The organism is Chachezhania sediminis, from assembly GCF_009765275.1.
Lineage (GTDB): Bacteria > Pseudomonadota > Alphaproteobacteria > Rhodobacterales > Rhodobacteraceae > Chachezhania > Chachezhania sediminis.
In genome coordinates, this window is the sequence record NZ_VOPH01000002.1 from 65,077 (window position 1) to 89,513 (window position 24,437).

25 protein-coding genes are annotated in these 24,437 nt (G+C 65.5%); 19 read left to right on the forward strand and 6 right to left on the reverse strand.

The window, feature by feature from the left end; translation table 11 throughout:
* Positions 1–97: 97 nt before the first annotated feature.
* From FQK05_RS05315 to FQK05_RS05335, 5 genes are all read left to right on the forward strand, one after another.
* The gene (locus FQK05_RS05315; RefSeq protein WP_158964880.1) at positions 98–1,951 is read left to right on the forward strand and encodes an ABC transporter ATP-binding protein; all 1,854 of its coding nucleotides are present in this window, start codon (positions 98–100) and stop codon (positions 1,949–1,951) included.
* A complete protein-coding gene (locus tag FQK05_RS05320) occupies positions 1,948–3,819 on the forward strand; it encodes an ABC transporter ATP-binding protein (protein ID WP_233270387.1) in 1,872 nt (623 codons plus the stop codon). The genes FQK05_RS05315 and FQK05_RS05320 overlap by 4 nt, the downstream gene beginning before the upstream one ends.
* Positions 3,820–3,828: 9 nt before the next feature.
* Positions 3,829–5,052 carry a class I SAM-dependent RNA methyltransferase gene (locus tag FQK05_RS05325; protein WP_158964881.1) on the forward strand — a complete coding sequence of 408 codons (1,224 nt, stop codon included), beginning with the start codon at positions 3,829–3,831 and terminating at the stop codon, positions 5,050–5,052.
* Positions 5,053–5,087: 35 nt separating this feature from the next.
* Positions 5,088–5,918, forward strand: coding sequence for an ion transporter (locus FQK05_RS05330; protein WP_158964882.1), 831 nt, complete (start codon positions 5,088–5,090; stop codon positions 5,916–5,918).
* 188 nt (positions 5,919–6,106) lie between these two features.
* Positions 6,107–6,610 (forward strand): L,D-transpeptidase family protein, encoded by a 504-nt coding sequence (locus tag FQK05_RS05335; RefSeq protein WP_233270388.1) that lies wholly within the window; start codon positions 6,107–6,109, stop codon positions 6,608–6,610.
* Positions 6,611–6,693: 83 nt separating this feature from the next.
* Here the strand turns inward: FQK05_RS05335 and dalA are convergent, their stop codons facing one another.
* Positions 6,694–7,278: a divisome-associated lipoprotein DalA gene (dalA, locus tag FQK05_RS05340; RefSeq protein WP_158964884.1), complete on the reverse strand. Its 585-nt coding sequence runs from the start codon at positions 7,276–7,278 to the stop codon at positions 6,694–6,696.
* 244 nt (positions 7,279–7,522) lie between these two features.
* On the opposite strand from dalA, the gene FQK05_RS05345 reads away from it, so the two are divergent.
* From FQK05_RS05345 to FQK05_RS05355, 3 genes are all read left to right on the forward strand, one after another.
* Positions 7,523–8,131: a L,D-transpeptidase gene (locus FQK05_RS05345; RefSeq protein WP_158964885.1), complete on the forward strand. Its 609-nt coding sequence runs from the start codon at positions 7,523–7,525 to the stop codon at positions 8,129–8,131.
* A 272-nt stretch (positions 8,132–8,403) separates the two neighbouring features.
* Entirely contained in the window at positions 8,404–8,586 is a 183-nt protein-coding gene (locus tag FQK05_RS05350; RefSeq protein ID WP_158964886.1) for a hypothetical protein, read from the forward strand.
* Positions 8,587–8,781: 195 nt separating this feature from the next.
* Positions 8,782–8,964: a hypothetical protein gene (locus tag FQK05_RS05355; protein WP_158964887.1), complete on the forward strand. Its 183-nt coding sequence runs from the start codon at positions 8,782–8,784 to the stop codon at positions 8,962–8,964.
* Positions 8,965–9,071: 107 nt separating this feature from the next.
* Here the strand turns inward: FQK05_RS05355 and hemH are convergent, their stop codons facing one another.
* Together hemH and FQK05_RS05365 are read right to left on the reverse strand one after the other, a co-directional pair.
* Complete coding sequence (gene hemH, locus FQK05_RS05360; protein ID WP_158964888.1) at positions 9,072–10,097, reverse strand: ferrochelatase; 1,026 nt, start codon at positions 10,095–10,097, stop codon at positions 9,072–9,074.
* An 84-nt stretch (positions 10,098–10,181) separates the two neighbouring features.
* The gene (locus tag FQK05_RS05365; RefSeq protein ID WP_158964889.1) at positions 10,182–11,009 is read right to left on the reverse strand and encodes a methyltransferase domain-containing protein; all 828 of its coding nucleotides are present in this window, start codon (positions 11,007–11,009) and stop codon (positions 10,182–10,184) included.
* Between FQK05_RS05365 and FQK05_RS05370 the strand changes: the two genes are divergently transcribed.
* The 4 genes from FQK05_RS05370 to FQK05_RS05385 all read left to right on the forward strand — a co-directional run bounded on the left by FQK05_RS05370 (position 11,000) and on the right by FQK05_RS05385 (position 13,445).
* A complete protein-coding gene (locus FQK05_RS05370) occupies positions 11,000–11,758 on the forward strand; it encodes a double zinc ribbon domain-containing protein (RefSeq protein ID WP_158964890.1) in 759 nt (252 codons plus the stop codon). The two genes, FQK05_RS05365 and FQK05_RS05370, sit on opposite strands and share 10 nt — an antisense overlap.
* Before the next feature lie 69 nt (positions 11,759–11,827).
* The gene (grxC, locus tag FQK05_RS05375) at positions 11,828–12,088 is read left to right on the forward strand and encodes a glutaredoxin 3 (RefSeq protein WP_158964891.1); all 261 of its coding nucleotides are present in this window, start codon (positions 11,828–11,830) and stop codon (positions 12,086–12,088) included.
* A 16-nt stretch (positions 12,089–12,104) separates the two neighbouring features.
* Positions 12,105–12,950, forward strand: a complete 846-nt coding sequence (locus tag FQK05_RS05380; protein WP_158964892.1) for a carbon-nitrogen hydrolase family protein — start codon at positions 12,105–12,107, stop codon at positions 12,948–12,950.
* 39 nt (positions 12,951–12,989) lie between these two features.
* Positions 12,990–13,445 carry a MarR family winged helix-turn-helix transcriptional regulator gene (locus FQK05_RS05385; protein WP_158964893.1) on the forward strand — a complete coding sequence of 152 codons (456 nt, stop codon included), beginning with the start codon at positions 12,990–12,992 and terminating at the stop codon, positions 13,443–13,445.
* 70 nt (positions 13,446–13,515) lie between these two features.
* On the opposite strand, the gene ubiG is transcribed toward FQK05_RS05385, so the two are convergent.
* On the reverse strand, positions 13,516–14,259 hold the full coding sequence (ubiG, locus tag FQK05_RS05390; RefSeq protein WP_158964894.1) for a bifunctional 2-polyprenyl-6-hydroxyphenol methylase/3-demethylubiquinol 3-O-methyltransferase UbiG: 744 nt from the start codon (positions 14,257–14,259) through the stop codon (positions 13,516–13,518).
* Between the two features lie 49 nt (positions 14,260–14,308).
* Here ubiG and pip point away from each other — a divergent pair, with 49 nt between their 5' ends.
* The 7 genes from pip to FQK05_RS26485 all read left to right on the forward strand — a co-directional run bounded on the left by pip (position 14,309) and on the right by FQK05_RS26485 (position 22,385).
* On the forward strand, positions 14,309–15,286 hold the full coding sequence (pip, locus tag FQK05_RS05395) for a prolyl aminopeptidase (RefSeq protein ID WP_158964895.1): 978 nt from the start codon (positions 14,309–14,311) through the stop codon (positions 15,284–15,286).
* Positions 15,286–16,152, forward strand: coding sequence for an ABC transporter substrate-binding protein (locus tag FQK05_RS05400; RefSeq protein WP_233270389.1), 867 nt, complete (start codon positions 15,286–15,288; stop codon positions 16,150–16,152). The genes pip and FQK05_RS05400 overlap by 1 nt, the downstream gene beginning before the upstream one ends.
* 178 nt (positions 16,153–16,330) lie before the next feature.
* The gene (gene rimP, locus FQK05_RS05405) at positions 16,331–16,936 is read left to right on the forward strand and encodes a ribosome maturation factor RimP (protein ID WP_158964896.1); all 606 of its coding nucleotides are present in this window, start codon (positions 16,331–16,333) and stop codon (positions 16,934–16,936) included.
* Positions 16,937–16,948: 12 nt separating this feature from the next.
* A complete protein-coding gene (nusA, locus tag FQK05_RS05410; protein WP_158964897.1) occupies positions 16,949–18,589 on the forward strand; it encodes a transcription termination factor NusA in 1,641 nt (546 codons plus the stop codon).
* A gap of 28 nt (positions 18,590–18,617) precedes the next feature.
* Positions 18,618–19,241, forward strand: coding sequence for an RNA-binding protein (locus FQK05_RS05415; protein ID WP_158964898.1), 624 nt, complete (start codon positions 18,618–18,620; stop codon positions 19,239–19,241).
* Positions 19,242–19,246: 5 nt separating this feature from the next.
* Positions 19,247–21,805, forward strand: coding sequence for a translation initiation factor IF-2 (gene infB, locus FQK05_RS05420; RefSeq protein WP_158964899.1), 2,559 nt, complete (start codon positions 19,247–19,249; stop codon positions 21,803–21,805).
* 376 nt (positions 21,806–22,181) lie between these two features.
* Entirely contained in the window at positions 22,182–22,385 is a 204-nt protein-coding gene (locus tag FQK05_RS26485) for a YjhX family toxin (RefSeq protein WP_407644488.1), read from the forward strand.
* Positions 22,386–22,812: 427 nt separating this feature from the next.
* On the opposite strand, the gene FQK05_RS05430 is transcribed toward FQK05_RS26485, so the two are convergent.
* Positions 22,813–23,211 (reverse strand): (deoxy)nucleoside triphosphate pyrophosphohydrolase, encoded by a 399-nt coding sequence (locus FQK05_RS05430; RefSeq protein ID WP_158964901.1) that lies wholly within the window; start codon positions 23,209–23,211, stop codon positions 22,813–22,815.
* Positions 23,208–24,434 carry a bifunctional glutamate N-acetyltransferase/amino-acid acetyltransferase ArgJ gene (gene argJ / locus FQK05_RS05435; protein WP_158964902.1) on the reverse strand — a complete coding sequence of 409 codons (1,227 nt, stop codon included), beginning with the start codon at positions 24,432–24,434 and terminating at the stop codon, positions 23,208–23,210. Before argJ ends, FQK05_RS05430 begins: the two co-directional genes overlap by 4 nt.
* Positions 24,435–24,437: the final 3 nt, after the last annotated feature.

A 24,437-nucleotide genomic window follows, 5' to 3' on the forward strand; every position in this document is an offset into this window, starting at 1 on the left:
CCGGAACGTCTATAGAACAGCCAACCCCTGATTCAGTGAGGCCCCCTGCCACCGGTTGCATCCGGCCAGCCTGCGGGGTCCAGAACCCTGCGCATCCATGTTCCGTTACTTCGAGTCCCTCGTCGACCCGTATGTCGACTATCCCGAGGACGATCGTCCTCCCACCCGGCTCTGGCCGATCATGCTGGGCTATGCCCGGCCCTTCCGTCGTGTCCTGGCCATTACCGCCGCGCTGGCCACCGTCGTGGCCGCGATCGAGGTCTGGCTGCTGGCCTATATGGGCCGGCTGGTCGACTTCCTGCCGGCCGGCCCGGCCGAGGTGTGGGCGAATTACGGGATCGAGCTGATTCTGGTCGCGCTGTTCATCCTGTTCGGGCGCACCGGGATCCACATTGTCAGCATCCTTCTGCTGAACAACGCGATCATGACAAATTTCGCGACGCTGGTCCGCTGGCGGTCGCACCGGCACGTCCTGCGCCAGTCCGTGGGCTGGTTCGAAAACGACTTTGCCGGCCGGATCACCAACCGCGTGATGCAGACGCCGGCCGCCGCGAACGAGGTCGTCTTCCAGGTCATCGACGCGATCACCTTTGCCATCGCCTACCTGATCGGCGCCGCCGTGCTGCTGACGGCCGCCGATCCGTGGCTTCTGGTGCCGCTGGTGCTCTGGGCGATTGCCTATGGCTGGCTGATGCGCTGGACGGTGAAGAACGTGACCCCCGCCTCGCAGGCCGCGTCGGATGCGCGGTCCAGCCTGACGGGGCGGATCGTCGACAGCTATACCAACATCCATTCCGTCAAGATGTTCGCCCATGACGACCGCGAACTGGACTACGCGAAAGAGGCGATCGAGCACACGCGCACCACGTTCCGGGCGGAAATGCGGGTCTATACCATGATGGACGCCATCCTGTTCTCGCTGAACGGGATGCTGATCGTGGGCGTTGTCGGCTGGGCGCTGCTGCTGTGGGTGCAGGGCGTCACCTCGGTCGGCGTGGTGGCCGCCGCCACGGCGCTGACGCTGCGGCTGAACGCGATGACCGGCTGGATCATGTGGGCGCTGACCACCTTCTTCCGCGAACTGGGCGTCGTGGCCGAAGGGATGGAGACGATTGCCCAACCCATCGACCTGGTCGATTCGCCCGACGCGAAACCGCTGGAACCCGGCCCCGGCAAGATCGAGCTGCAGGGCCTGTCGCACCATTACGGCCGCGGCAAGGGCGGGCTGGACCGTATCGACCTGACCATCGCCCCGGGCGAGAAGATCGGCCTGATCGGCCGCTCCGGTGCGGGCAAGTCGACGCTGGTGAAGCTGCTGTTGCGCTTTTACGATATCGAGACGGGCAAGATCCTGATCGACGGTCAGGACATTTCCCAAGTCACGCAGCAAAGCCTGCGCCGGCGGATCGGCATGGTCCAGCAGGACAGCGCGCTTCTGCACAGGTCGGTCATGGACAACATCCGCTATGGCCGCCCCGAAGCGACCGAGGAAGAGGCGTTCGAAGCTGCCCGCAAGGCCGCCGCGCATGACTTCATCCTGACCCTGCAGGACCCGCAGGGCCGGCAGGGCTATGACGCGCAGGTGGGCGAACGCGGCATCAAGCTGTCGGGCGGCCAGCGCCAGCGGGTGATGCTGGCCCGCGTGATCCTGAAGGACGCGCCGATCCTGCTTCTGGACGAGGCGACGAGTGCCTTGGACAGCGAGGCCGAGGCGGAAATCCAGAAGACCCTCTATGGCATGATGGAGGGCAAGACGGTGATCGCCATCGCGCACCGGCTGTCGACCATCGCCCAGATGGACCGGATCATCGTCATGGATCACGGCCGGATCGTCGAAATGGGCAGCCATGCCGAGCTTCTGGCGCAGGGCGGCCTATATGCCCAGTTCTGGGAGCACCAGTCCGGCGGTTTCCTGATGACCGACGACGAACAGACGGAGGCAGCGGAATGAGCGCGAAATGGTATCCCCTGGGCGACTGGATCGACGCCTTCCGCCCGGCCCCCGGCGCGCCCCCACAGACGCTGGGCGCGTTCATGCGCTGGTGTCTTTCGGGCGCCTGGCCCGGCCTGTGGGCTGCGGCCGTCGTGTCGATCTTCGCCGGCACGCTGGAGGTTTTCAACGCCTATATCCTGGGCAAGGTGATCGACGTCACCGTCTCGTCCGGGCCCGAAGGCGCCTTTGCCTGGGAAAACCTGTGGGTCTATGCGCTGGCACTGGCCTTCTTTCTGGTGGCGCGGCCGCTGATCATGGCGGCCTCGTCCGCCACGAACTCGATCTCGGTCCAGCCGAACGTCATGCCGATGGTGCTGGCGCGGCTGCACCGCTGGACGCTGGGACAGTCGGTCCGGTTCTTCGATGACGATTTCGCCGGCCGCATCGCCCAGAAACAGATGCAGGCCGCCCGCGCGATGACCGATGTCGCGGCAGAAACGATCAACGTTCTGTTCTTCGCCCTGGCCTCGCTGATCGGGACCTTTCTGCTGCTGGCCTCGATCGACTGGAAGATCAACGCGATCTTCGCCGTGTGGCTGTGTGCGTATATCGCACTTATCTGGTACTTCCTGCCCCGCATCCGCGCCCGGGCCGCAACCCGCGCCGGCGCGCGCGCGGCCTCGTCCGGGCAGATCGTCGACACGATCACCAACATCAAGACGGTGAAACTGTTCGCCCGCGCGGATTTCGAAAACGAGGCCGCCCAGAAATCGCTGGGCCACCTGCGCGATACCTCGCTGACCTTCGGCTATATCTCGGCCCGGTTCCGGTTCTGGCTGATGACGCTGGCGGGCACCCTGCCGGTGCTTCTGCTGGGGGCGACGCTGTTCCTGTGGAAAAACGGCATGGCGACCGAAGGCGACATCGTATCAGCCGGCAGCATCGCCGTGCGGATCGCGCAGATGACCGGCTGGGTCAGCTTCACGCTGATGACGATCTATTCCAATATCGGCGAGGTCGAGGACGGCATGGCCACCCTGACCCCGCGGATCCGGGTCGACGACGAACCGGGCGCGCAGGACCTGGCCGTTCCAAATGGCGAAATCGCGTTCCAGAATGTCACTTTCACCTATGGCCGCGGATCCGAACCCGTCGCCAAGGGCAATCCCGGCGGCATCCACGACGTGAACCTGACCATCCACGCCGGCGAAAAGCTGGGCATCGTCGGCGCGTCCGGTGCGGGCAAGTCGACGCTGGTCTCGCTTCTGCTGCGGCTTTACCGCGGCGAGGAAGGCCGGGTCCTGATCGACGGGCAGGACCTGGAGCACGTCACGCAGGCCAGCCTGCGCCGCAATATCGGCATGGTCACGCAGGAAACCGCGATGTTCAACCGCTCGGCCCGGGACAACATCCGGTATGGCCGCCCCGACGCGACCGAGGCCCAGCTGATCGCGGCCGCCGAAAAGGCCGAGGCGCACGATTTCATCCTGAACCTGAAGGACCACCGCGGCCGTACCGGCTATGACGCCTATCTAGGCGAACGCGGCGTGAAGCTGTCGGGCGGCCAGCGGCAGCGGATCGCACTGGCCCGCGCCATCCTGAAGGACGCGCCGATCCTGGTGCTGGACGAGGCGACCAGTGCCCTGGACAGCGAGGTCGAGGCATCGATCCAGACCGCGCTGCACCGGGTGATGGAAGGCAAGACCGTCCTGGCCATCGCACACCGCCTGTCGACCCTGTCGGAAATGGACCGTATCCTTGTCATGGACCACGGACGCATTGCCGAGATGGGAACTCATGACGAACTTCTGGCCAAGGGCGGGCTTTACGCCCGGTTCTGGGACCGCCAGTCCGGCGGCTTCATCGGGTCCGAAGCGGCCGAGTAGGACCGCGACATGGAACTGACTGTCGAGCGGCTGGGCCATCTGGGCGACGGAATCGCCCGTGGGCCAGACGGCACCGCGATCGTCGTGCCCCGCACCCTGCCGGGCGAGGTCGTCACCGGCACACTGGTCGACGACATGCTGGAAAACGTGCGGATCGTCACCCCGTCCTCGGACCGGGTCCGCCCGCCGTGCCGTCATGCCGGACCCTGCGGCGGTTGCCAGGTGCAGCATGTCAGCGACAGCGCCGTCCGCGACTGGCGGGTGGATGTCGTGACGACCGCACTGGCCGCACAGGGGCTTGAAGCCGAATTCCTGCCCATGCACGTCTCTCCGCCCGCCAGCCGGCGGCGGGCGACGCTGGGCGCGCGGCGGACCAAGAAGGGCGCGATGGCAGGCTTTCACGGCCGTGCCTCGGACAGCCTGGTCGAGATCCCGGATTGCAAGCTGCTGGCACCCGCCGTGGCGGCGGCCCTGCCGCTGGCGCAGGACCTGGCCGCGGTGGCCGGATCGCGCAAGGGAACGCTGGCAGTGACCGTCACGTCGTCCGGCAGCGGGCTGGATATCGCCGTGTCGGGCGGCAAGGAGCTGGACACGCCGCTTCAGGTCGAACTGGCCAAGCTGGCCGGGGCCAGCGACCTGGCCCGCCTGACATGGGGGGGCGAGACCGTCGCCCAGCGTCGCCCGCCCTTCCAGACCTTCGGCCGCGCCCGCGTGGTGCCGCCGCCCGGTGCCTTCCTGCAGGCCACCCCGGAAGGCGAGGCCGCCCTGCTGGCCGATGTCCGCACCATCGTAGGCGACGCCAAGCGGGTCGCGGACCTGTTCGCCGGCTGCGGGACCTTCTCTCTTCCCCTTGCCGAAACGGCCGAGGTGCACGCGGTCGAGGGCGATTCCGCAATGACCAAGGCACTGGACCGCGGCTGGCGTGATGCCGAAGGGCTGAAACGCGTCACGACCGAGGCAAGGGACCTGTTCCGCCGGCCGCTGACGCCGGACGAGTTGAAACGCTATGACGCCGTGGTGCTGGACCCGCCCCGGGCCGGTGCACAGGCGCAGGTGGCCGAAATCGCCGCAGCACGGGTTCCGGTCATTGCGTATGTGTCCTGCAATCCTACGTCATTCGCACGCGATGTCCGCGTGCTGGTGCAGGCGGGCTATTCGCTTGAGACATTGAGGATCGTCGACCAGTTCCGCTGGTCGACCCATACGGAACTGGTCGCCCGACTCGTGCTCTGACCGGCCCGGGCCGGCCCCCTGCGCATGAGAGAGACATGATCGACAGAGCCTCGCTGACCCGTTGGATCGAGCGGCCCGTCTTTTCCGATTTCATTTTTGGCGTGATCATCTTCAACGCCGTGCTTCTGGGGCTGGAAACCTCGCCCCATGTGATGGCCGAAGCCGGCTGGATGATCGTCACGCTGGATTCGGCCTGTCTTGCGATCTTCGTGGCGGAAATCCTGCTGAAGATCTTCTGCTACGGAAGGGACTACCCCAAGGACGGCTGGAACGTCTTCGACTTCCTGGTCGTGGGCGTGGCCCTGGTGCCCGGCGGCGGCAGCCTGTCGGTGCTGCGGGCCCTGCGGATCCTGCGGGTACTGCGCGTGATATCGGTGGCGCCGCGGCTGCGCCGCGTGGTCGAAGGCTTCGTTTCGGCCCTTCCCGGCATGGGCAGCGTCTTCCTGCTGATGGCGATCCTCTTCTACATCGGCGCCGTCATCGCGACGAAACTGTTCGCCACCGCCTTCCCGGAATGGTTCGGCACGCTGGGCCGGTCGGCTTATTCCCTGTTCCAGATCATGACGCTGGAAAGCTGGTCCATGGGGATCGTCCGCCCGGTGATGGAGGTCTATCCCCAGGCCTGGGTCTTCTTCGTGCCCTTCATCATGGTCACCACCTTCGCCGTGGTGAACCTGCTGGTCGGCCTGATCGTGAACTCGATGCAGGACGCCCACCAGGAGGAAGAGATTCTGCGCACCGAGGCCTATCGCGACGAGGTTCTGGCCCGATTGGCCGAAATCGAACGTCGCCTGGCCGCGCAAACAGGGGAAAATGCCGATTCCGCAGGCATCCGAACGGCTGCCACGTCCGATACGAAGAATTGATTTGCGTTCCCATTTCTGGCAATTATTGGGGAAAGGCAGCCGTTCGAAGTCCCGGATAAAAGGGGCAGGCGGCGATCAGAAAACCAGACCGCTGGGGCAGAAACATGACCGAACCCAAACGACCCGATCAGGGGCGTGGCGCCGCGATTGCCGCGACGTCCCCCTTGGTGCGACCGAGCAGTACAGGATTGCAGACCTTCACCCGCCGGGCCTTCGGGTTGACCCTTGGTGCCTCGGCGCTGACCGTCGCCGCCTGTGCGAAGCGTCCCGCCTATAACGGCCCGCCCGTCACCGGCATCGTCGTGAACAAGAGCGCACGGCGCATCTACCTTCTGAACTACGACAATGTGCTGAAGGCCTATGACGTCGACCTGGGCTTTTCCCCGGAAGGGCACAAGCAGTTCGAGGGCGACGGCCGCACGCCGGAAGGCACCTACCAGATCGACCGCCGCAATCCGCGCAGCCAGTTCCACCTGTCGGTCGGCATCTCCTATCCCAACGACAACGACCGGGCGCTGGCCTTCGCCGCCGGAAAGCGGCCGGGCGGCGACATTTTCATCCACGGCGAGCCGAACAACGAAAGGCCCAAGAAGCGGGACTGGACGGCCGGCTGCATCGCCGTGAAGAACGATGAAATCGAAGAGATCTATGTCATGGTGCCGCTGGGCACATCGATCTCGCTCCGCGCCTGAAGCCGGGCCGGCATCGGGAAAGAAAAAGACCCGGGGCTCTCGCTCCGGGTCTTTCCGTTTGATCTGATGTTGCGGCGCCCGGGTCAGCCGGCGCTGCGGGTCGGGGCCGGCAGGTCCACGATGCCCGTAGCCTCCGAAGTCACCGCCGGCGCCGAGGGGACGACCCCCGGCTGTTCCGTCGTTCCGGTGATCAGGGTCCACCACAGCTTGCCGTTGGAATCCTGATACCACGCAAAGCCAAGGTCCCGCGCGGCCGGATCCATGATCACCTGCTTGGTGCCGGGGTTCTGGACCCAGGCGCCCAGCGTCTCCAGCTCGCTCTCGAAGGTTTCCGAGATGTCTTCGCCCAGAAGACGGCCCGGATATCCCGCCCGTGCCACGCGATCCAGGGGCGAGGACCCGTCGGATCCGAAATGCCACGGCCGGTTCTGGACCGACATGTCCTTGGAATGGGTGGCGGCGGCAGAGGTCAGCTGCGCATTCATCTGCAGCGGCACCAGCCCCGAGGACGAGCGCAGCGCATTGATCGAATCCAGCATCCGGATCTGGATATTGCCTGCGTCCTTGCCGCGGATCCGGTAGACATGTCCGTCGGCACCCCCTCCACCATCACTGCATGCCGCCAGGGTCAGCAGCGGCAAAAACAAGAGCAGGGCGATTCGCACCATGGAGCCTCTCCGGGTCGGACAAATGGAACGGCCGCAGCAACTTGGCCGCGGAACCGGCATCATGACACGCTTTACCTTGACGGATGGTCCGGCGCAAACCGCCTGAAGGCCTGACATTATCGTGATTACGTATATGAAGCGGCGATGTGACACCTGAGGTGTCGGCGTTTGATTTGCGCCGTGACCGGACTAGTCTTATATTTTTGCATGTTGCCAGAAATACGAACCGGAAAGGACTGCCCTGATGTCTGATAGGACGTTTCGCACCCCGACCCGTCGCGGTTTCCTGGCCGGTTCGGCTGCCCTGATCGGCGCCCCGGCCTTTGCCCAGACCTCGGAAACCGAAGCCTACGACCCGCTGCGTCCACCGCCCGCGCCCGAAGCCCCGGTTGCCCGCAATATCTCCAGTTTCCGCGCGCTGGACTGGCGCCCCTACTTCAGCAATCTGAACGGCGGTGCGATCCTGGTCGACACCCAGTCGCGCGCGCTTCACTACTGGGGGTCGGACGGTGTGACCTACAAGCTGTACCCGACCAGCGTGCCGCTGTCGGACGAGATGACCCGGCTGGGCCGGACTTCCGTGATTCGCAAGGTCGAGGGGCCGTCCTGGGCGCCGACCCCGTCCATGAAGAAGCGCAATCCGGAATGGCCGGACTTTATTCCCCCGGGCCCCGACAATCCGCTGGGCACCCACGCGCTGTATCTCAGCTGGAAGTACTACCGCATCCACGGCACCCACGACACGCGCAAGATCGGCCGGAAGGCATCGAACGGGTGCATCGGTCTTTACAACCAGCACATCCAGGAACTGTACGGGCTGACCGGGGTCGGCACCCAGGTCCTTCTGATCTGACCTTCGGATCCCGGTGTGCCCGCCTGCCGGCGGGCATGCCTGCCCGGCCTTCAGGAACGGCCGTTAACCCCTGCCGAACGCCCGAAATTTTCGTCCGGGCACCGTATGCCTGACAAGTGTTGCCGATTTGACCACATCCGCAGGTCTGGATGTACCCGGCTTCCAACAAGCATTTGCAATCGCAGGGCCGAACTGCTTAGAAAAAACCACGAGGTAAGTCTTGGGATGCCGGCCGTCACCACCGGTCTGCGTCAAAACTGGAGGTTAACATCATGAAGAAACTCGTTCTCGCAGCCGCTCTCGCTGGCGCAGCATCGACCGCAACTGCCGGCAGCCTGGCCGAGCCGATCGTCGAGCAGCCGGTGATCGTGGAAGAAACCCAAAGCTCGTCCACCGGCATCCTGCTGCCGCTGATCCTGCTGGCCGTCGTGGCCGTCGCAGTCGCGTCGAGCTAAGCTCTTCTGCAGCGGCTCTTGTGCCGCTTGCCGAAAAGTTACTGGAAAAAGGCGGTGTTGCATCACCGCCTTTTTCTTTTTCTCATTCCGACAAAGTTCTCTTTACAGCCGCCGGCGATACCTGCTGGATCGGTCCATGGGGGTTTACCTGGGCGCCGGTCTAGCCCCCAGCCGGCGAAAGACTTGGAGATCGTCATGAAGAAACTCATCCTCGCAGCCGCTCTCGCCGGCGCCGCGTCGACCGCATCCGCCGGCAGCCTGGCCGAGCCGATCGTCGAACAGCCGGTGATCGTCGAAGAAACCCAAAGCTCGTCCACCGGCATCCTGCTGCCGCTGATCCTGCTAGCCGTCGTGGCCGTCGCAGTCGCGTCGAGCTGACCCCGGAACCGCGGCGCGCCCTGCGCCGCACGCCTTTCGGAAATTGAAAAAGGCGGTGGGTGCCCACCGCCTTTTGTCTTGTCTGCCCGCCCGGTCCGTCCCGCGGATCAGACCCAGCCCATCAGGTTCCGGTCGATGGCCGCGGTCAGCGCCGCGATATGGGCCGGGTCGTCGTTCAGGCAGGGGATATAGGTGAAGCTTTCGCCGCCCCCCTCCTCGAAGGCGTGCCGGATCTCTCCGTTGATTTCTTCCAGCGTCTCGATGCAGTCGGCCGAAAAAGCCGGGGCGCAGACTGCGATCCGCTTCTTGCCGGCCTGTGCCAGGCGCGCGACCTCTTCCACCGTATAGGGCTGCAGCCATTCCTCGGACCCGAAGCGGGACTGGAAGGTGGTGATCACCTCGTCCGTCTCCCAGCCCAGCCGTTCCCGCAGCAGTCGCGTCGTCTTCTGGCACTGGCAGTGATAGGGATCGCCTTCCAGCAGATAGCGTTTCGGCAACCCGTGATAGGAACAGACCAGCACGTCCGGCCGGCTGTCCGGATAGGCGCGTTCGATCGACTGGGCCAGCGCCTCGATGTAATCCGGTTCGTCGAAATAGGCCGGCACGGTGCGCGTGGCCGGTTGCCAGCGGCCGTGCATCAGGGCGCGGAAGAACTGGTCGTTCGCGGTAGCGGTCGTGGCGCCGGCATATTGCGGGTACAGCGGGAAGAACAGGATCCGCCGGCAGCCGGCGTCGATCATCGCCTGCACCTTCGACTGCGTCGACGGGTTGCCGTAGCGCATGCAGTAATCGACCATCACGCCTTCACCGTACTGCGCCCTTGCCCAGTCGGCGATGGCCGCTGTCTGCTTCTTGGTGATGGTCATCAGCGGGCTTTCGTCCGCTTCGTTGTTCCAGATCGTGCGATAGGCCGCTCCGCTGGTGAAGGGCCGCTTGGTCAGGATCACCAGCTGCAGCAGCGGTTGCCAGAACAGCGGCGAATAGTCGATCACCCTCCGGTCCGACAGGAACTCGCCCAGATAGCGCCGCATCGACCAGTAATCGGTCGCGTCGGGCGTGCCCAGGTTGGCCAGAAGGACGCCGATCTTCTCGGCCGGGACGGTGGGATGATCAGCGGGAAGGTGGTCGGTCATGGCGTCATTCTCTTGCTTCTTGCGCTGCACATATGCCGGCCGGCCCGGGGGTCAATCAGAATGCCGCGTCGTTTCAGTCGCATTTCAGTCGGGCAGCTTGAATTCCTCGGTCCCCAGCGCATCGGCCAGCCGTTGCGCCGCCGATCCGGGGCGTAGCGGTTGCGGCTGGCTGGCATCGGGTGCCCATCCGGTCAGGCAGATCAGTTCGAACGTGGCGGGCAGGCGGCCATCGGGCCGGGCGAAACGGTCGGCATAGATGCGCTGCGCCTCGGCAAAGACCGCGCGGCGGGTCGGGTGACGCAGGCGGTCGGTCATGGCGTTCGCCTCGCCCATCGCGCGCAGGTCCTGCATCAGGTGCAGCACGTCGCGATAATCGGCCGTCAGGTCCACGGTGTCGGCCACAGGCAGGGCCAGCCCGGCACGTTGCAGCAGCGCGCCCATGTCCCGGATCTCCGCCATCGGCGCCACGCGGGGGGACAGGCCGCCGGTCACCGCGGTCTCGGCTTCGGCCAGGGCGGTGCGCAGTTCGTTCAGCGTGCGGCCCCCGAAGGCCAGCGACAGGAACAGGCCGTCGGGCGTCAGCGCGCGGCGGGACTGAATGATCTGGCCCACCGGATCGTTCGCCCAGTGCAGCGCCATGGCGTGGATCACCAGGTCGTGTTCCTGGACCGACAGATCCAGCACTTCGGCATCCGGAATCACCTTCAGACCCGGCATCAGGTCGCCCCAGATATCGGGCACCGGCGTGATGACCGCCGGGGACGTAAACGTTCTCTTAACCATGCTCAGGCGATCCTCGACTTCCTCGCGGGCGATGCGGTGAAGGAAGAGCGCGTCGTCCCGGACCCGCCGGCGGCGGGCGGCAAGGGCGGAGCGGTCGAAAAGGGTGGGGATCTGTTGCGATGGCTGCATGGGCGCTAGGTAACCATTTGCGCGCGCCGGTTCAAACGGTGCTGTCGCTGGTCTACCCGCCGCGCTGCCTGGGTTGCGGCGGGCTGGTGGAAAGCGACTTCGGCCTGTGCGCCGGATGCTGGGCCGAAACGCCCTTTGTCGGCGGCACGGTCTGCGACAGTTGCGGCGCGCCGGTGCCGGGGGAAACGGACGGGGGCCGCATCGAATGCGACGACTGCCTGCGCCGACCGCGACCCTGGTCCGACGGGCGGGCGGCGCTGATCTACGACGGCAGGGCCCGGCATCTGGTGATGGCCCTGAAACATGGCGACCGGGCAGATATCGCGAGGCCCGCTGCAGACTGGATGGTCCGCGCGGCAGGGCCTGCCCTTCTGGCCGGCGATCCGCTGGTTGTGCCGATCCCGCTGCATTGGCGGCGGATGATGAAGCGCCGTTACAACCAGGCGGCGCTGCTGGCGCAGGCGGTCGCGAAGGCCGCGGCGCTGGACTGGTGCCCGGACCTGCTGCAACGGCCCCGGCACACCCTGTCGCTGGATCACCGCAGTGCCACGGAACGGTTCGCCACGCTGGAAGATGCGATCCGCCCGCATCCGCGGCGGGGCGCGCGGGCGCAGGGCCGGATCGTGCTGATCGTCGACGATGTCATGACATCCGGCGCCACCTTTGCAGCAGCGACACAGGCAGTCCGGGCGGCTGGGGCGGCAGATGTCCGGGTTCTGGCGCTGGCGCGCGTAACCAAAACTCCCTAGATTAGCCGAGTTCATGAAATTGCTGCGGTCGCGAAGGCGGCCCAGGGACGGGGCTAGACGGGGGCCAAGATGCCGGATGTTGTGATTTATGCCAGGCCGATGTGCGGATACTGCGACGCGGCCAAGCGCCTGCTGACCAAGAAGGGCGTGACCTTCACCGAATACGACATCTGGGCCGAACCCGAACGCAAGGCCGAGATGGTGGCCAAGTCGAACGGCGGCCGGACCACGCCGCAGATCTTCATCGGCGACATCCATGTGGGCGGCTGCGACGACCTGTTCGCGCTGGACGGGGCCGGCAAGCTGGACCCGCTGCTGAAAGCAGGCTGAACAGGAGCGACACCGCATGAAAGCCGCGCTGATCCAGATCACCGCCAGCGACGACCCGGCCGCGAACCTACCCGTGACGCAGGGCTATATCGCCGAGGCCGCCGCGAAAGGTGCGCAGTTCGTGCTGACGCCCGAGGTGACGAACTGCGTGTCCGCCAGCCGGACCCGGCAGATCGAGGTGCTGCGGACAGAGGCGGAGGACAAATCCCTGCCCGCCTTCATGGCCCAGGCGAAGGATCTGGGGATCTGGCTTCTGATCGGATCGCTGGCGGTCAAGACCGACGACCCGGACGGTCGGTTCGCCAACCGGTCCTTCCTGATTTCGCCCAGGGGCGAGATCGTCGCGCGCTATGACAAGATCCACATGTTCGACGTCGAGGTCAGCCCCGAAGAAACCTACCGCGAATCGGCGGGTTACCGCCCGGGGGCAGAGGCCGTCGTCGCAGACACCGATTTCGGCCGGGTGGGCCTGACGATCTGCTACGACATCCGCTTTGCGCGCCTGTACCTCGCTCTGGCCGAAGCCGGGGCGCGCATCCTGACGGTGCCGGCCGCGTTTTCCCCGGTCACGGGCAAGGCACACTGGGAAACCCTGCTGCGAGCACGCGCGATCGAAACGGGATGCTTCGTCCTGGCCCCGGCCCAGACCGGCACGCACGAGGCGACCGGGGGGCGCCAGCGGTCGACATATGGCCATTCCATGGCCGTGGCCCCATGGGGCGAAGTGCTGGTCGATGGTGGGACCGAACCCGGTCCCCTGGTGTTCGAGATGGACCTGGATGCGGTGGACAAGGCGCGGGGGCGGGTGCCGTCCCTGGCCAATGCCCGCAGCTTCGCCGGCCCTGCCCGGATCGATGCCTGACCCGGCCGCGCAGCCGGAATCGCCGACCGGTACGACACCATGACCGAAAAAACCGGAACCGATATCCACGCGCTGGCGGTGACCTTCTTCAGCGAGATCCTGGCGACCGAACAGATGTTGCGGAACCGCCTGTCCCGCGTGCTGCCCAAGGGGATGGAGCTGTCGCATTTTTCCGTGCTGAACCACCTGGCCTACGTGGCCGAGGAACGCTCGCCCGCGCAGCTGGCCAAGACCTTTCACGTCACCCGCGGGGCGATGACCAACACGCTGGCCAAGCTGGAATGGGCCGGGCACATCCATATCCGCCCCGACTGGGACGATGCGCGGCGCAAGATGGTGGCGATTTCCCCGTCGGGCCGACAGGCGCGGGACGCGGCGATCAGAGCGATCACGCCGCTGATCCACCGGATGGTGGACGACATGGGCGGCAAGGAAATGCGGACGCTGCTGCCGGTGCTGCGGGATCTTCGGATCAGGCTGGAAAACGAGAAGTAAGCATCGGGGGGCTGCCCCCCGCCCCCCAACCTTTTGCGGGCACGTTTTCCCCGCGCCCCTTTGCCGGGGTCTAGGGCTTCAGGGCGGCGGTGACGTAGTTGACCGACAGGTCGCGGGACGAGATCGACCAGGACCAGCCCAGCGGATCGAAGACGAACCCCTTGCGGTCGACAGGCTTCAGCCCTGCGCCGGACAGCAGGTCGTAGAGTTCGTCGGGCGTGATGAATTTCGACCAGACATGGGTGCCCCTGGGCAGCCAGCGCATCACCTGTTCCGCGCCGAAGATCGCCACGGCCCAGCTTTTGGGGTTCCGGTTGATCGTCGAACAGATGTGAAGCCCCCCCGACCGCAGAAGCGAGGAACAGGTGGACAGGAAGGCGGATGGCTCGGCCACGTGTTCCACGACTTCCATGTTCAGGACCACATCGAACTCTTCGCCCGCCTCGGCGATCGCCTCGGCCGTGGTGTGGCGATAGTCGATGGGCAGGCCGGATTGTTCGGCATGGATCCGGGCCACCGGGATATTGCGTTCGGCGGCATCGGCACCGACCACCGTCGCCCCAAGGCGCGCCATCGGTTCGGACAAAAGCCCTCCGCCACAGCCGATATCCAGCAGGCGCAGGCCTTCGAACGGCCGCGGCGACGCAAGGTCACGGTCGAATTCGCCCGCGATCTGGGTCGTGATGTAGTCCAGCCGGACCGGATTCATCATGTGAAGCGGTTTGAACTTGCCCGTCGGATCCCACCATTCGGCGGCCATCGCCTCGAACTTTGCCACTTCGCTTGCGTCGATACTGGTCTGACCCGCTTGCATTCCGAATGCCCCGTGCGCTTTAACTTCTGCACGTCTATATAGGTCTTCGATGGATAAAATCCCCGACGAAAAGCGCGCAGTCCAGTATCTCTATCCGCCGATCGAACCCTTCGATCAGCGCATGCTGGATGTGGGCGACGGTCACCGCATCTACATGGAACAGTGCGGCAACCCGGATGGGCGCCCTGTCGTGGTCCTGCATGGCGGGCCCGGTGGCGGCTGCAGCCCGGCGATGCGGCGCTATTTCGACCCCAAGATCTATCGCATCATCCTGTTCGACCAGCGCGGCTGCGGCCGGTCGCGCCCCCATGCCGAGGTCGACAACAACACGACCTGGCACCTGGTCGCGGATATCGAACTGATTCGCGAAACCCTGGGCATCGACGCCTGGTACGTCTTCGGCGGCAGCTGGGGCGCCACGCTGGCGTTGGTCTATGCGCAGGCCCATCCCGACCACGTGAAGCACCTGGTCCTGCGCGGCGTCTTCCTGATGACCCAGCCGGAACTGGACTGGTTCTATGGCGGCGGCGCGGGCCGGTTCTGGCCAGAGACCTGGGCGCGCTTCGTGGCGCCGATCCCGGAAGAGGAACGCGACAACCTGATCCTGGCCTATCACCGGCGCCTGTTTTCCGGCGACCGGACCGAAGAGACGCGGTTCGCCCGGGTCTGGGCCGCATGGGAAAACGCGCTGGCCTCGATCCATTCGTCGGGCAATTCCGGGGAAAGCCCCGGAGAATACGCCCGCGCCTTCGCCCGGCTGGAGAATCACTATTTCATCCACCAGGGCTTTCTTCAGGACGGGCAGGCGATCTTTGACCGGATGGACCGGATCGCCGATATCCCCGGCACGGTGGTGCAGGGGCGGTACGACATGATCTGTCCGCCGCAGTCCGCCTATGACCTGTGCCAGCGCTGGCCGCGCGGGGAACTGACGCTGATCCGGAACGCGGGCCATGCCCTGTCGGAGCCCGGGATCAGCGCCGAACTGGTCCGCGTGATGGACCGGCTGGCGATGGGGCCCTTCTGATGACGACCCGCAAGGCTTCCGCCCTGCCCCGGCTGGACCGACGGGCGCTTGTCGCCTCGGGTGCGGCGGCGGCGTTGCTGGCAGCAACGGGCATGGCCTCGGCCGGGGTGCCGCGGCGCGGCGGCCGGTTGCGCGTCGCGCTGGAACGGCCCGAAGGCGATACCCTGCCCGCCGCCCGCGCGGCGGTCTTCGACACGCTGATGGAAATCGGGGCCGATGGCCTGCTGACCGGGGAACTGGCGACCGGCTGGGACAGCGACGCGGACGCCATGACCTGGCAGATCCGCCTGCGCCCGGGCGTGACCTTCCACGACGGTACAAGGCTGGGAGCCGAGGATGTTGCGGCATCCCTGCGCAATGCCCCGTTCTGGGCAGACGCGACCGATATCGCCGCGGTGGCCCGCGACCGGGTGCGGGTCACGCTGGCCCAGCCCGATCCCAACCTGCCCTTCCGGCTGGCCGATCCGGCGCTGATCGTGACGCCGCACGGCATTGCGACGGACGACCCGTCGACCTGGAACGGCACCGGGCTTTACCAGATGATTTCTGCCCGGCCGGGCCGGCACTTCCTGGGCCGGCGGCTGGAGCGGCACTACAAGGACGGGCGCGCGGGCTGGGCCGATGCGGTGGAATTCGTCGTCGTCCCCGATGCCCGCGTCCGGGCCGAGGCGCTGGCCGGCGATCATGTCGACGTGGCCGAACGGCCCGCGGTCGATGCCCTGCCCGCCAGCGACTCGCTGGCCCGTCTGCCCGCCGGCATGGCCGGACAGGTCGCAGCGCGGCGCGGCGTGGGAATCCCGGCCCATGTCGGAACGCGCGCGCCCCTGGACGATCTGCGCATCGCCGAACGCTGGTGGCTGGCCTGATCGCGGACCGTTTTTGACGCCATTTTACCGGGCATTTTGACGGGGCTTGCAGATCGGCCACATCAGGCGTATATGCCTTGACAACAGCGGCGCGTCGGGCTCTGGGCCTGAAGCACCATCGGGACTTTTCTGACGGGCCGCGCGCCCGTTTTTTCGTTTCGGAGACCCCGCAAGTTCCATGTCCAACACCCTGATTGCAAAGGCCGCCATCGACCGACGCCTGGCCGAGATCATCACCCCGGTGATCGAGGACCTGGGCTTCGAACTGGTGCGCGTGCGGTTGATGTCGGGCAAATCGACCACCCTGCAGATCATGGCCGACCGCCCCGATGGCGGGATCGAGGTCGACGACTGCGCCGAGATATCGAATGCCGTCAGCGCCGTGCTGGATGTCGAGGACCCGATTCTCGACGCCTATACGCTGGAAGTGTCGTCGCCGGGCATCGACCGGCCCCTGACCCGGCTGAAGGATTTCGAGACCTTCGAAGGCTACGAGGCCAAGATCGAGACCGGCGAGCTGATCGACGGTCGCCGCCGCTTTCGCGGCATGTTGGCGGGGGTCGAGGACGACGAAGTGCTGATCAACATCGAGGAAGGCACCGTCGGGCTGAAGTTCGACTGGCTGTCCGATGCCAAGCTGGTCCTGACCGACGACCTGATCAAGGAAATGCTGCGGCAGCGCAAGGCTGCCGGCGCGATCGATGAAACCCAGTTCGACGAGATCGTCGAAGATGATTCCGACGCCGGAACCGCGAATGCGGCCGGCGCCGACAAGACCGAGTAAGGAGACCGGCTGATGGCCATCACATCCGCAAACCAGCTTGAACTCCTGCAGACCGCCGAGGCGGTCGCGCGCGAGAAGATGATCGACCCCGGTCTGGTGATCGAGGCGATGGAAGAAAGCCTCGCCCGGGCCGCGAAAAGCCGCTACGGCTCCGAGATGGACATCCGCGTGTCCATCGACCGCAAGACCGGTCGCGCCACCTTCACCCGCGTCCGCACCGTGGTCACGGACGAGGAGCTGGAAAACTACCAGGCCGAGATGACGGTCGACCAGGCCAAGCAGTACATGGTCGATCCCAAGGTCGGCGACACCTTCGTCGAAGAGGTCCCGCCGGTCGAGATGGGCCGAATCGCTGCGCAGTCGGCCAAGCAGGTGATCCTGCAGAAGGTCCGCGAAGCGGAACGCGATCGCCAGTACGAGGAATTCAAGGACCGGGCCGGCACGATCATCAACGGCCAGGTCAAGCGCGAGGAATACGGCAACGTCATCGTCGACGTGGGTGCCGGCGAAGCCATCCTGCGCCGGAACGAGAAGATCGGCCGCGAAAGCTATCGCCCGAACGACCGGATCCGCTGCTACATCAAGGACGTCCGTCGCGAACCCCGCGGCCCGCAGATCTTCCTGTCGCGGACCGCGCCGGAATTCATGGCGGAACTGTTCAAGATGGAAGTGCCGGAAATCTATGACGGCATCATCGAGATCAAGGCCGTGGCCCGTGACCCGGGTTCGCGCGCGAAGATCGCCGTGATTTCCTATGACAACTCGATCGACCCGGTCGGTGCCTGCGTCGGAATGCGCGGCAGCCGCGTGCAGGCCGTCGTGAACGAGCTTCAGGGCGAAAAGATCGACATCATCCCGTGGAACGAGGATCAGCCGACCTTCCTTGTGAACGCGCTGCAACCGGCCGAGGTCACCAAGGTGGTCCTGGACGAGGAAGCCGAGCGGATCGAGGTCGTCGTGCCCGAGGAACAGCTGTCGCTGGCCATCGGCCGCCGCGGTCAGAACGTGCGTCTGGCCTCGCAGCTGACCGGTCTGGACATCGACATCATGACCGAGGCCGAGGAAAGCGCCCGCCGCCAGGCCGAGTTCGAGACCCGGACAAAGCTGTTCATGGACACGCTGGACCTGGACGAGTTCTTTGCCCAGCTGCTGGTGTCCGAAGGCTTCACCGACCTGGAAGAAGTGGCCTATGTGGAACTCGATGAACTGATGGTCATCGACGGCATCGACGAAGGCACGGCCGAGGAGCTGCAGGCCCGCGCCCGCGACTATCTGGATGCACAGGCCCGTCAGGCCCTTGAAAACGCCCGTGAACTGGGCGTCGAGGACAGCCTGGTTGAATTCGACGGCCTGACGCCCCAAATGCTGGAAGCGCTTGGCAAGGACGGCATCAAGACGCTGGAAGACTTTGCGACCTGCGCCGACTGGGAACTGGCCGGTGGCTGGACCTCCGTCAATGGCGAGCGCGTGAAGGATGACGGCATCCTGGAGCCGTTTGACATCTCGCTGGAAGAGGCGCAGCATCTGGTGATGACCGCGCGCGTCCTGCTGGGATGGGTCAATCCCGAGGATATGAACCCGGAAGACCCCGAAGAGGACGCCGCTGAAGATACCGACGCGGCCACTGACGACGAGGCGGAGGCACGGGCCTGATGGCCCGGGTGCGCTTCGGAGGATCTGCATGGGACGCGGCGGGGTCGACAAGCTTCGGGAAGACGGACCGGAACGCAAATGCGTGGTTACCGGCGAGGTGGGACCGAAAGCCGGTCTGATCCGCTTCGTCGCCGATCCGGAAGGGCGCATCGTGCCGGATATTGCCGGCAAGCTGCCGGGGCGCGGCGTCTATGTGACGTCCGAGCGGGCGGTGCTGGAAAAGGCCGTGGCCAAGAAAAGCTTTGCCCGCGGCCTGAAGCAGCAGGTCCAGGTGCCCGAGGGGCTTGTCGACATGGTCGAGAAGCTTCAGGCCCGCCATGTGGTGGACCTGATCAGCCTGGCACGAAAGTCCGGCGATGCCGTGGCGGGCTATGAACGGGTCAAGGACTGGCTCGAACGGGAAGAGGCGAGGGTCCTGTTGCAGGCCGTCGACGGATCCGGAAGGGGCAAGTCCAAGCTGTCGACACCGCACTATGGCCGCTACATCGGCTGGCTGACCGCGGACGAGCTTGGACGGGCCTTTGGCCGTGAAACTGTAATCCATGCGGCGCTGGGCTCTGGCGGACTGGCGCGACGTGTTGTAGAGGAGGCCCAACGATTGAAGGGCCTGCGCGAAGCGAACGGCGACAGCGGTCGTCGGGAAGGACGTTGAACTTGATGAGCGATAGTGACGGCAAGAAGACTTTGGGAGTACGGGGCGGAGGTCCTCGGTCGGGCAATGTGAAGCAAAGCTTCAGCCACGGCCGGACGAAGAATGTCGTCGTGGAAACCAAGCGTAAGCGCGTGGTCGTTCCGAAACCCGGTGCAGCCAACAAGGGCACCGGCACGGCTGGCGCGGCTTCGGGCGATCCGTCGCGCCGTCAGTCCGCCGGTGTCACCGATACCGAGATGGCCCGGCGCCTGAAGGCCCTGCAGATGGCCAAGGCGCGCGAGGCCGATGAGGCCGCGCAGCGCGAAGCCGACGAAAAGGCCCGGGCCGAGGAGCGTGAGCGCCGCCGGGCTGAGATCGAGGCCAAGGAGCGCGAGGAACGCGAACGCGAAGAGCGCGCGCGCCAGAAGGCCGAGGAAGAAGAACGCAAGCGTCTGGAGGCCGAGGCGGAAGCCAAGCGCCAGAAAGAGGCCGAGTCGGCCCGCGGTGCCGAACCGCGTCAGGGGGCCACGGCCCGCGCCGGCGCAGGCGCGCCTGCGCGTCCCGAAGACGATACCCCGGCCCGCCGCGGTGGTGGTGGTGGTGGTGGTGCGAACGATCGCCCCGGCCGCAACGACAACCGCGACAACCGCGCCCCGCGCGGCGGCAAGGGTCGTGACGACAACCGTCGTTCCGGTAAGCTGACGCTGAATCAGGCGCTGTCGGGCAACGAGGGCGGCCGCGAGAAATCCATCGCAGCGATGAAGCGCAAGCAGGAGCGTGCGCGTCAGAAGGCGATGGGCGGTCAGGTCGAGCGCGAGAAGATCGTCCGTGACGTCCAGCTTCCGGAAACCATCGTGGTTTCGGAACTGGCGAACCGGATGGCCGAACGCGTGGGCGAGGTCGTCAAGTCGCTGATGCAGATGGGCATGATGGTCACGCAGAATCAGACCATCGATGCCGACACGGCTGAACTCATCATCGAGGAATTCGGCCACAAGGTGGTCCGGGTGTCCTACTCGGACGTGGAAGACGTGATTCAGCAGGTCGAGGATTCGGCCGAGAATCTGCAGCCGCGTCCGCCGGTCATCACGATCATGGGCCATGTCGACCACGGCAAGACCTCGCTTCTGGATGCGATCCGCAAGACCAAGGTCGTCGCAGGCGAAGCCGGCGGCATCACGCAGCACATCGGCGCCTACCAGGTGACGACGGAAAGCGGCGCGGTGCTGACGTTCCTCGATACGCCGGGCCACGCGGCCTTCACCTCCATGCGTTCGCGTGGTGCACAGGTGACGGACATCGTGGTTCTGGTGGTGGCAGCGGACGATGCGGTCATGCCGCAGACCGTCGAAGCCATCAACCACGCCAAGGCGGCCGGCGTTCCGATGATCGTTGCGATCAACAAGATCGACAAGCACGGCGCCGATCCGATGAAAGTCCGTACGGACCTGCTGCAGCACGAAGTCGTCGTCGAGGCGATGTCGGGCGAAGTGCAGGACGTCGAGGTTTCGGCCATGACCGGCCAAGGCCTGGACGAACTGCTGGAAGCCATCGCGCTGCAGGCGGAGATCCTGGAACTGAAGGCGAACCCGAATCGCGCAGCGCAAGGTGCTGTGATCGAGGCTCAGCTGGATGTGGGCCGCGGCCCGGTTGCCACCGTTCTGGTGCAGAACGGCACCCTGAAGCAGGGCGACATCTTCGTCGTCGGCGAACAGTGGGGCCGCGTCCGCGCGATGGAGAACGACAAGGGCGCCCGGGTCAAGGAAGCCGGTCCGTCGGTTCCGGTCGAGGTGCTGGGCCTGAACGGGACCCCGGAAGCCGGTGACGTGCTGAACGTCGTCGACACCGAGGCCCAGGCCCGCGAGATCGCAGATTACCGTGCCGACGTCGCGAAGGAAAAGCGCGCCGCAGCCGGTGCAGCGACCACGCTGGAACAGCTGATGGCGAAAGCCAAGGAAGACGCCAACGTCGCCGAACTGCCCATCGTGGTGAAGGCGGACGTGCAGGGCTCTGCCGAGGCGATCGTCCAGGCGATGGAAAAGATCGGCAACGACGAAGTCCGCGTGCGCGTGCTGCACTCGGGCGTGGGCGCGATCACGGAAACCGACGTGGGTCTGGCGGAAGCGTCCGGCGCACCGGTCTTCGGGTTCAACGTCCGTGCGAACGCTCCGGCCCGCAACAGCGCCAACCAGAAGGGCGTGGAGATCCGTTACTATTCGGTGATCTACGACCTGGTGGATGACGTAAAGGCGGCTGCCTCGGGCCTTCTGGGCAACGAGGTGCGCGAGAACTTCATCGGTTACGCCCAGATCAAGGAAGTCTTCAAGGTGTCCCATGTCGGCAAGGTTGCCGGCTGCCTGGTCACCGAAGGCGTTGCGCGCCGGTCCGCAGGTGTCCGCCTGCTGCGCGACAACGTGGTGATCCACGAAGGCACGCTGAAGACGCTCAAGCGCTTCAAGGACGAAGTCGCCGAGGTCCAGTCGGGCCAGGAATGCGGCATGGCCTTCGAGAACTACGAAGACATCCGCCCCGGCGATGTCATCGAGATCTTCGAGCGCGAAGAGATCGAGCGTTCGCTCGCCTGATCCCGACGCCAGTTTCGAACAGGGAAAGGCCGGCCTTGCGCCGGCCTTTTCTTTTGCAAGGACCGTTGACGACTTGGGCCGGCGAAATGGGATCGGGTCGGGCAGCCCAAGCAAGAGTTCATGTCGAAGCTTGTTCGGAAACCCCGATCGCTGCCATTACGCCTGCTTGATCGATGCGGGGGCGGACAAGATGGTCCGGTTCTCCGGACTCGATGGGCCCGTACGGTCCATTTTCCTGAACTTCTCGAAGATCGAACAGCGCGCACCGGCACAGGGCGGCTGTGTCCGCTCTGAACGCGGTCCAAATGGCAGCCGCCCCAAACCGGATGCGTGACCGCGCTGAAAACGCCATTCTGGCGGGTTGCCCCCTGCCCTGGTGCCGAAGCTGCGCCGCAGGCGGCTGATCCGGTCGCGCGACTCCGCGCCTGCCCGGATCGCGGCCACAGGCGTCCGGACGGTCCAGTCCCAGGCCGACAATAGGGTCGGTGGCACGGGGCGCCGTGGCAGAGCTGCCCCGAACCCGCCCAGCTCGCTGCAACCGGGACGGACCCTGGCGGCAGGAGCCAAGCCATTCATCTGAAAAGGAAAACAAAACCCGCGCGGCGAAGCCAGCGCGGGGGATCTTCAATCCAGTCGCTTCTTAGCTGATCGCCGTCGAACGCGCCCTTGTACCGGACGTCGCGGTTCGGCGTGTCGGTTCAGCAGGGACGGCCAGCGAAGGTCTTGTCGCCAACCTGAACTGCAATGTGCCCGTTCGGCATATTACGAACGAAGACACCTTGAACGAAGACACAGCTTCCGATGATGATCGTGCGCAGCACTGCTTTGTCCTCCATAAGAGCAGGAGTCATTTATCGCATGGAACCCTTAACCGAACCATAACAAAGAATTTGCAATTCTGTCATTTTTCAAGAATTACCGCTCAAATGTTAACCATTTACTCGGAATTCTTCTATTTCGCACCTGCAGCATCTGGACATCTTAAGAATCGCTGCAAACGCGAAAGACTACAGCCAGTCCCGCAGCATCGCCACCAGCGGCACGTCGGCCGGTGGCATCGGGAAATCCTTCAGCTTTTCGGGCCGCACCCAGGCCAGGTTCTGGCCCTCGGCCGACTGCACGAAGCCGTCCCACTTGCGGCAGGCATATAGCGGCATCAACAGATGGAAATCGTCATAGGAATGGCTGGCGAAGGTCAGCGGCGCCAGGCAGGACGCCCAGGTGTCGATGGCCAGTTCTTCCTTCAGTTCGCGGATCAGCGCGGCCTCCGGGCTTTCGCCCGGTTCGACCTTGCCGCCCGGAAATTCCCACAGACCCGCCAAGGACTTGCCCTCGGGCCGCTGTGCCAGAAGCACGCGGCCGTCGGGATCGATCAGGGCAACGGCCGAAACCAGGACGATCTTCACGACCGGTAGTCCGCGTTGATCGAGATGTAGGCGTGGGTCAGGTCGCAGGTCCACACAGTGGCCTTTTCCGTCCCCAGGCCCAGATCGACCGAGATCACCAGTTCCTGCTGCCGCATATAGGCGGCGCCTGCTTCCTCGGTATAGCTCGGGCTGACCCAGCCCTGTTCGGCCACGACGATGTCACCGAAGGAAATCCGGATCAGGTCGCGGTCGGCCGGCGCGCCGGACTTGCCGATGGCCATAACGATCCGGCCCCAGTTCGGATCCTCGCCCGCGATGGCGGTCTTGACCAGCGGAGAGTTCGCGATGGACAGCGCATGGGTCCGTGCGTCCTTTACCGTGGGCGCGCCCGAAACGACGATTTCCACAAACTTGCTGGCGCCTTCGCCGTCGCGGACGACCTGGTGGGCCAGGTCGCGCATCACGTCCTCCAGCGCCACGGCAAAGGCCGCGTCGCCGGTCGCATCCACGCCCGAGGCCCCGGTTGCCGCCAAAAGCAGCGAATCGGAAGTCGATGTGTCGCTGTCGACGGTGATGCAGTTGAAGGTGCGGTCGGTCAGTTCGGCCAGAAGTGCCTGCAGCGCGGCCTGTTCATAGGCCGCGTCGGTGAAGATGTAGACCAGCATCGTCGCCATGTCGGGCTGGATCATGCCCGAGCCCTTGGCGAAGCCCGCGATGTTGATCGTCTTGCCGCCGATCTCGACTGCGGCCTTGGCCCCTTTGGGGAAGGTGTCCGTGGTCATGATCGCGCGGGCCGCTTCCTCGATCCGGTCGGGGGCCAGCGTGTCGGTCAGTTCCTGCAGCTTGGCAACGATCCGGTCGTGGGGCAGCCGTTCGCCGATCACGCCGGTCGACGCGGTGAAGACCCGTTCCACCGGGATACCGGCGGTTTCCGACACGGCCGCGGTCAGCGCGTGCACCGTGCCTTCGCCGTGCCGGCCGGTGAAGGCATTGGAATTGCCCGAGTTCACCAGGAATGCCGCAGGCCCGTCCGAGGCGCCGCCGATCTTGGCCTGGCAGTCCAGCACCGGCGCCGAGCGGGTGGCCGAGCGGGTGAAGACGCCGGCGACCGAGGTCCCCGGCGCAAGGCGCGCCAGCATCACGTCGGTACGGTCTTTGTATCGGACGCCGGCGGCGGTGGCCGAAAACTCCACCCCGCCGATTTCGGGCAGTTCGGGAAAACGATCAGGCGCCAAGGGCGACAGGGCGTATTTTCCGGCCATTTT

Coding starts and splice junctions, on each gene's coding strand:
- FQK05_RS05315 (WP_158964880.1), top strand. CDS start 98: ATGTTCCGTTACTTCGAGTCCCTCGTCGACCCGTATGTCGACTATCCC.
- FQK05_RS05320 (WP_233270387.1), top strand. CDS start 1,948: ATGAGCGCGAAATGGTATCCCCTGGGCGACTGGATCGACGCCTTCCGC.
- FQK05_RS05325 (WP_158964881.1), top strand. CDS start 3,829: ATGGAACTGACTGTCGAGCGGCTGGGCCATCTGGGCGACGGAATCGCC.
- FQK05_RS05330 (WP_158964882.1), top strand. CDS start 5,088: ATGATCGACAGAGCCTCGCTGACCCGTTGGATCGAGCGGCCCGTCTTT.
- dalA (WP_158964884.1), bottom strand. CDS start 7,278: ATGGTGCGAATCGCCCTGCTCTTGTTTTTGCCGCTGCTGACCCTGGCG.
- FQK05_RS05345 (WP_158964885.1), top strand. CDS start 7,523: ATGTCTGATAGGACGTTTCGCACCCCGACCCGTCGCGGTTTCCTGGCC.
- FQK05_RS05350 (WP_158964886.1), top strand. CDS start 8,404: ATGAAGAAACTCGTTCTCGCAGCCGCTCTCGCTGGCGCAGCATCGACC.
- FQK05_RS05355 (WP_158964887.1), top strand. CDS start 8,782: ATGAAGAAACTCATCCTCGCAGCCGCTCTCGCCGGCGCCGCGTCGACC.
- hemH (WP_158964888.1), bottom strand. CDS start 10,097: ATGACCGACCACCTTCCCGCTGATCATCCCACCGTCCCGGCCGAGAAG.
- FQK05_RS05370 (WP_158964890.1), top strand. CDS start 11,000: ATGGCTGCATGGGCGCTAGGTAACCATTTGCGCGCGCCGGTTCAAACG.
- FQK05_RS05365 (WP_158964889.1), bottom strand. CDS start 11,009: ATGCAGCCATCGCAACAGATCCCCACCCTTTTCGACCGCTCCGCCCTT.
- grxC (WP_158964891.1), top strand. CDS start 11,828: ATGCCGGATGTTGTGATTTATGCCAGGCCGATGTGCGGATACTGCGAC.
- FQK05_RS05380 (WP_158964892.1), top strand. CDS start 12,105: ATGAAAGCCGCGCTGATCCAGATCACCGCCAGCGACGACCCGGCCGCG.
- FQK05_RS05385 (WP_158964893.1), top strand. CDS start 12,990: ATGACCGAAAAAACCGGAACCGATATCCACGCGCTGGCGGTGACCTTC.
- ubiG (WP_158964894.1), bottom strand. CDS start 14,259: ATGCAAGCGGGTCAGACCAGTATCGACGCAAGCGAAGTGGCAAAGTTC.
- pip (WP_158964895.1), top strand. CDS start 14,309: ATGGATAAAATCCCCGACGAAAAGCGCGCAGTCCAGTATCTCTATCCG.
- FQK05_RS05400 (WP_233270389.1), top strand. CDS start 15,286: ATGACGACCCGCAAGGCTTCCGCCCTGCCCCGGCTGGACCGACGGGCG.
- rimP (WP_158964896.1), top strand. CDS start 16,331: ATGTCCAACACCCTGATTGCAAAGGCCGCCATCGACCGACGCCTGGCC.
- nusA (WP_158964897.1), top strand. CDS start 16,949: ATGGCCATCACATCCGCAAACCAGCTTGAACTCCTGCAGACCGCCGAG.
- FQK05_RS05415 (WP_158964898.1), top strand. CDS start 18,618: ATGGGACGCGGCGGGGTCGACAAGCTTCGGGAAGACGGACCGGAACGC.
- infB (WP_158964899.1), top strand. CDS start 19,247: ATGAGCGATAGTGACGGCAAGAAGACTTTGGGAGTACGGGGCGGAGGT.
- argJ (WP_158964902.1), bottom strand. CDS start 24,434: ATGGCCGGAAAATACGCCCTGTCGCCCTTGGCGCCTGATCGTTTTCCC.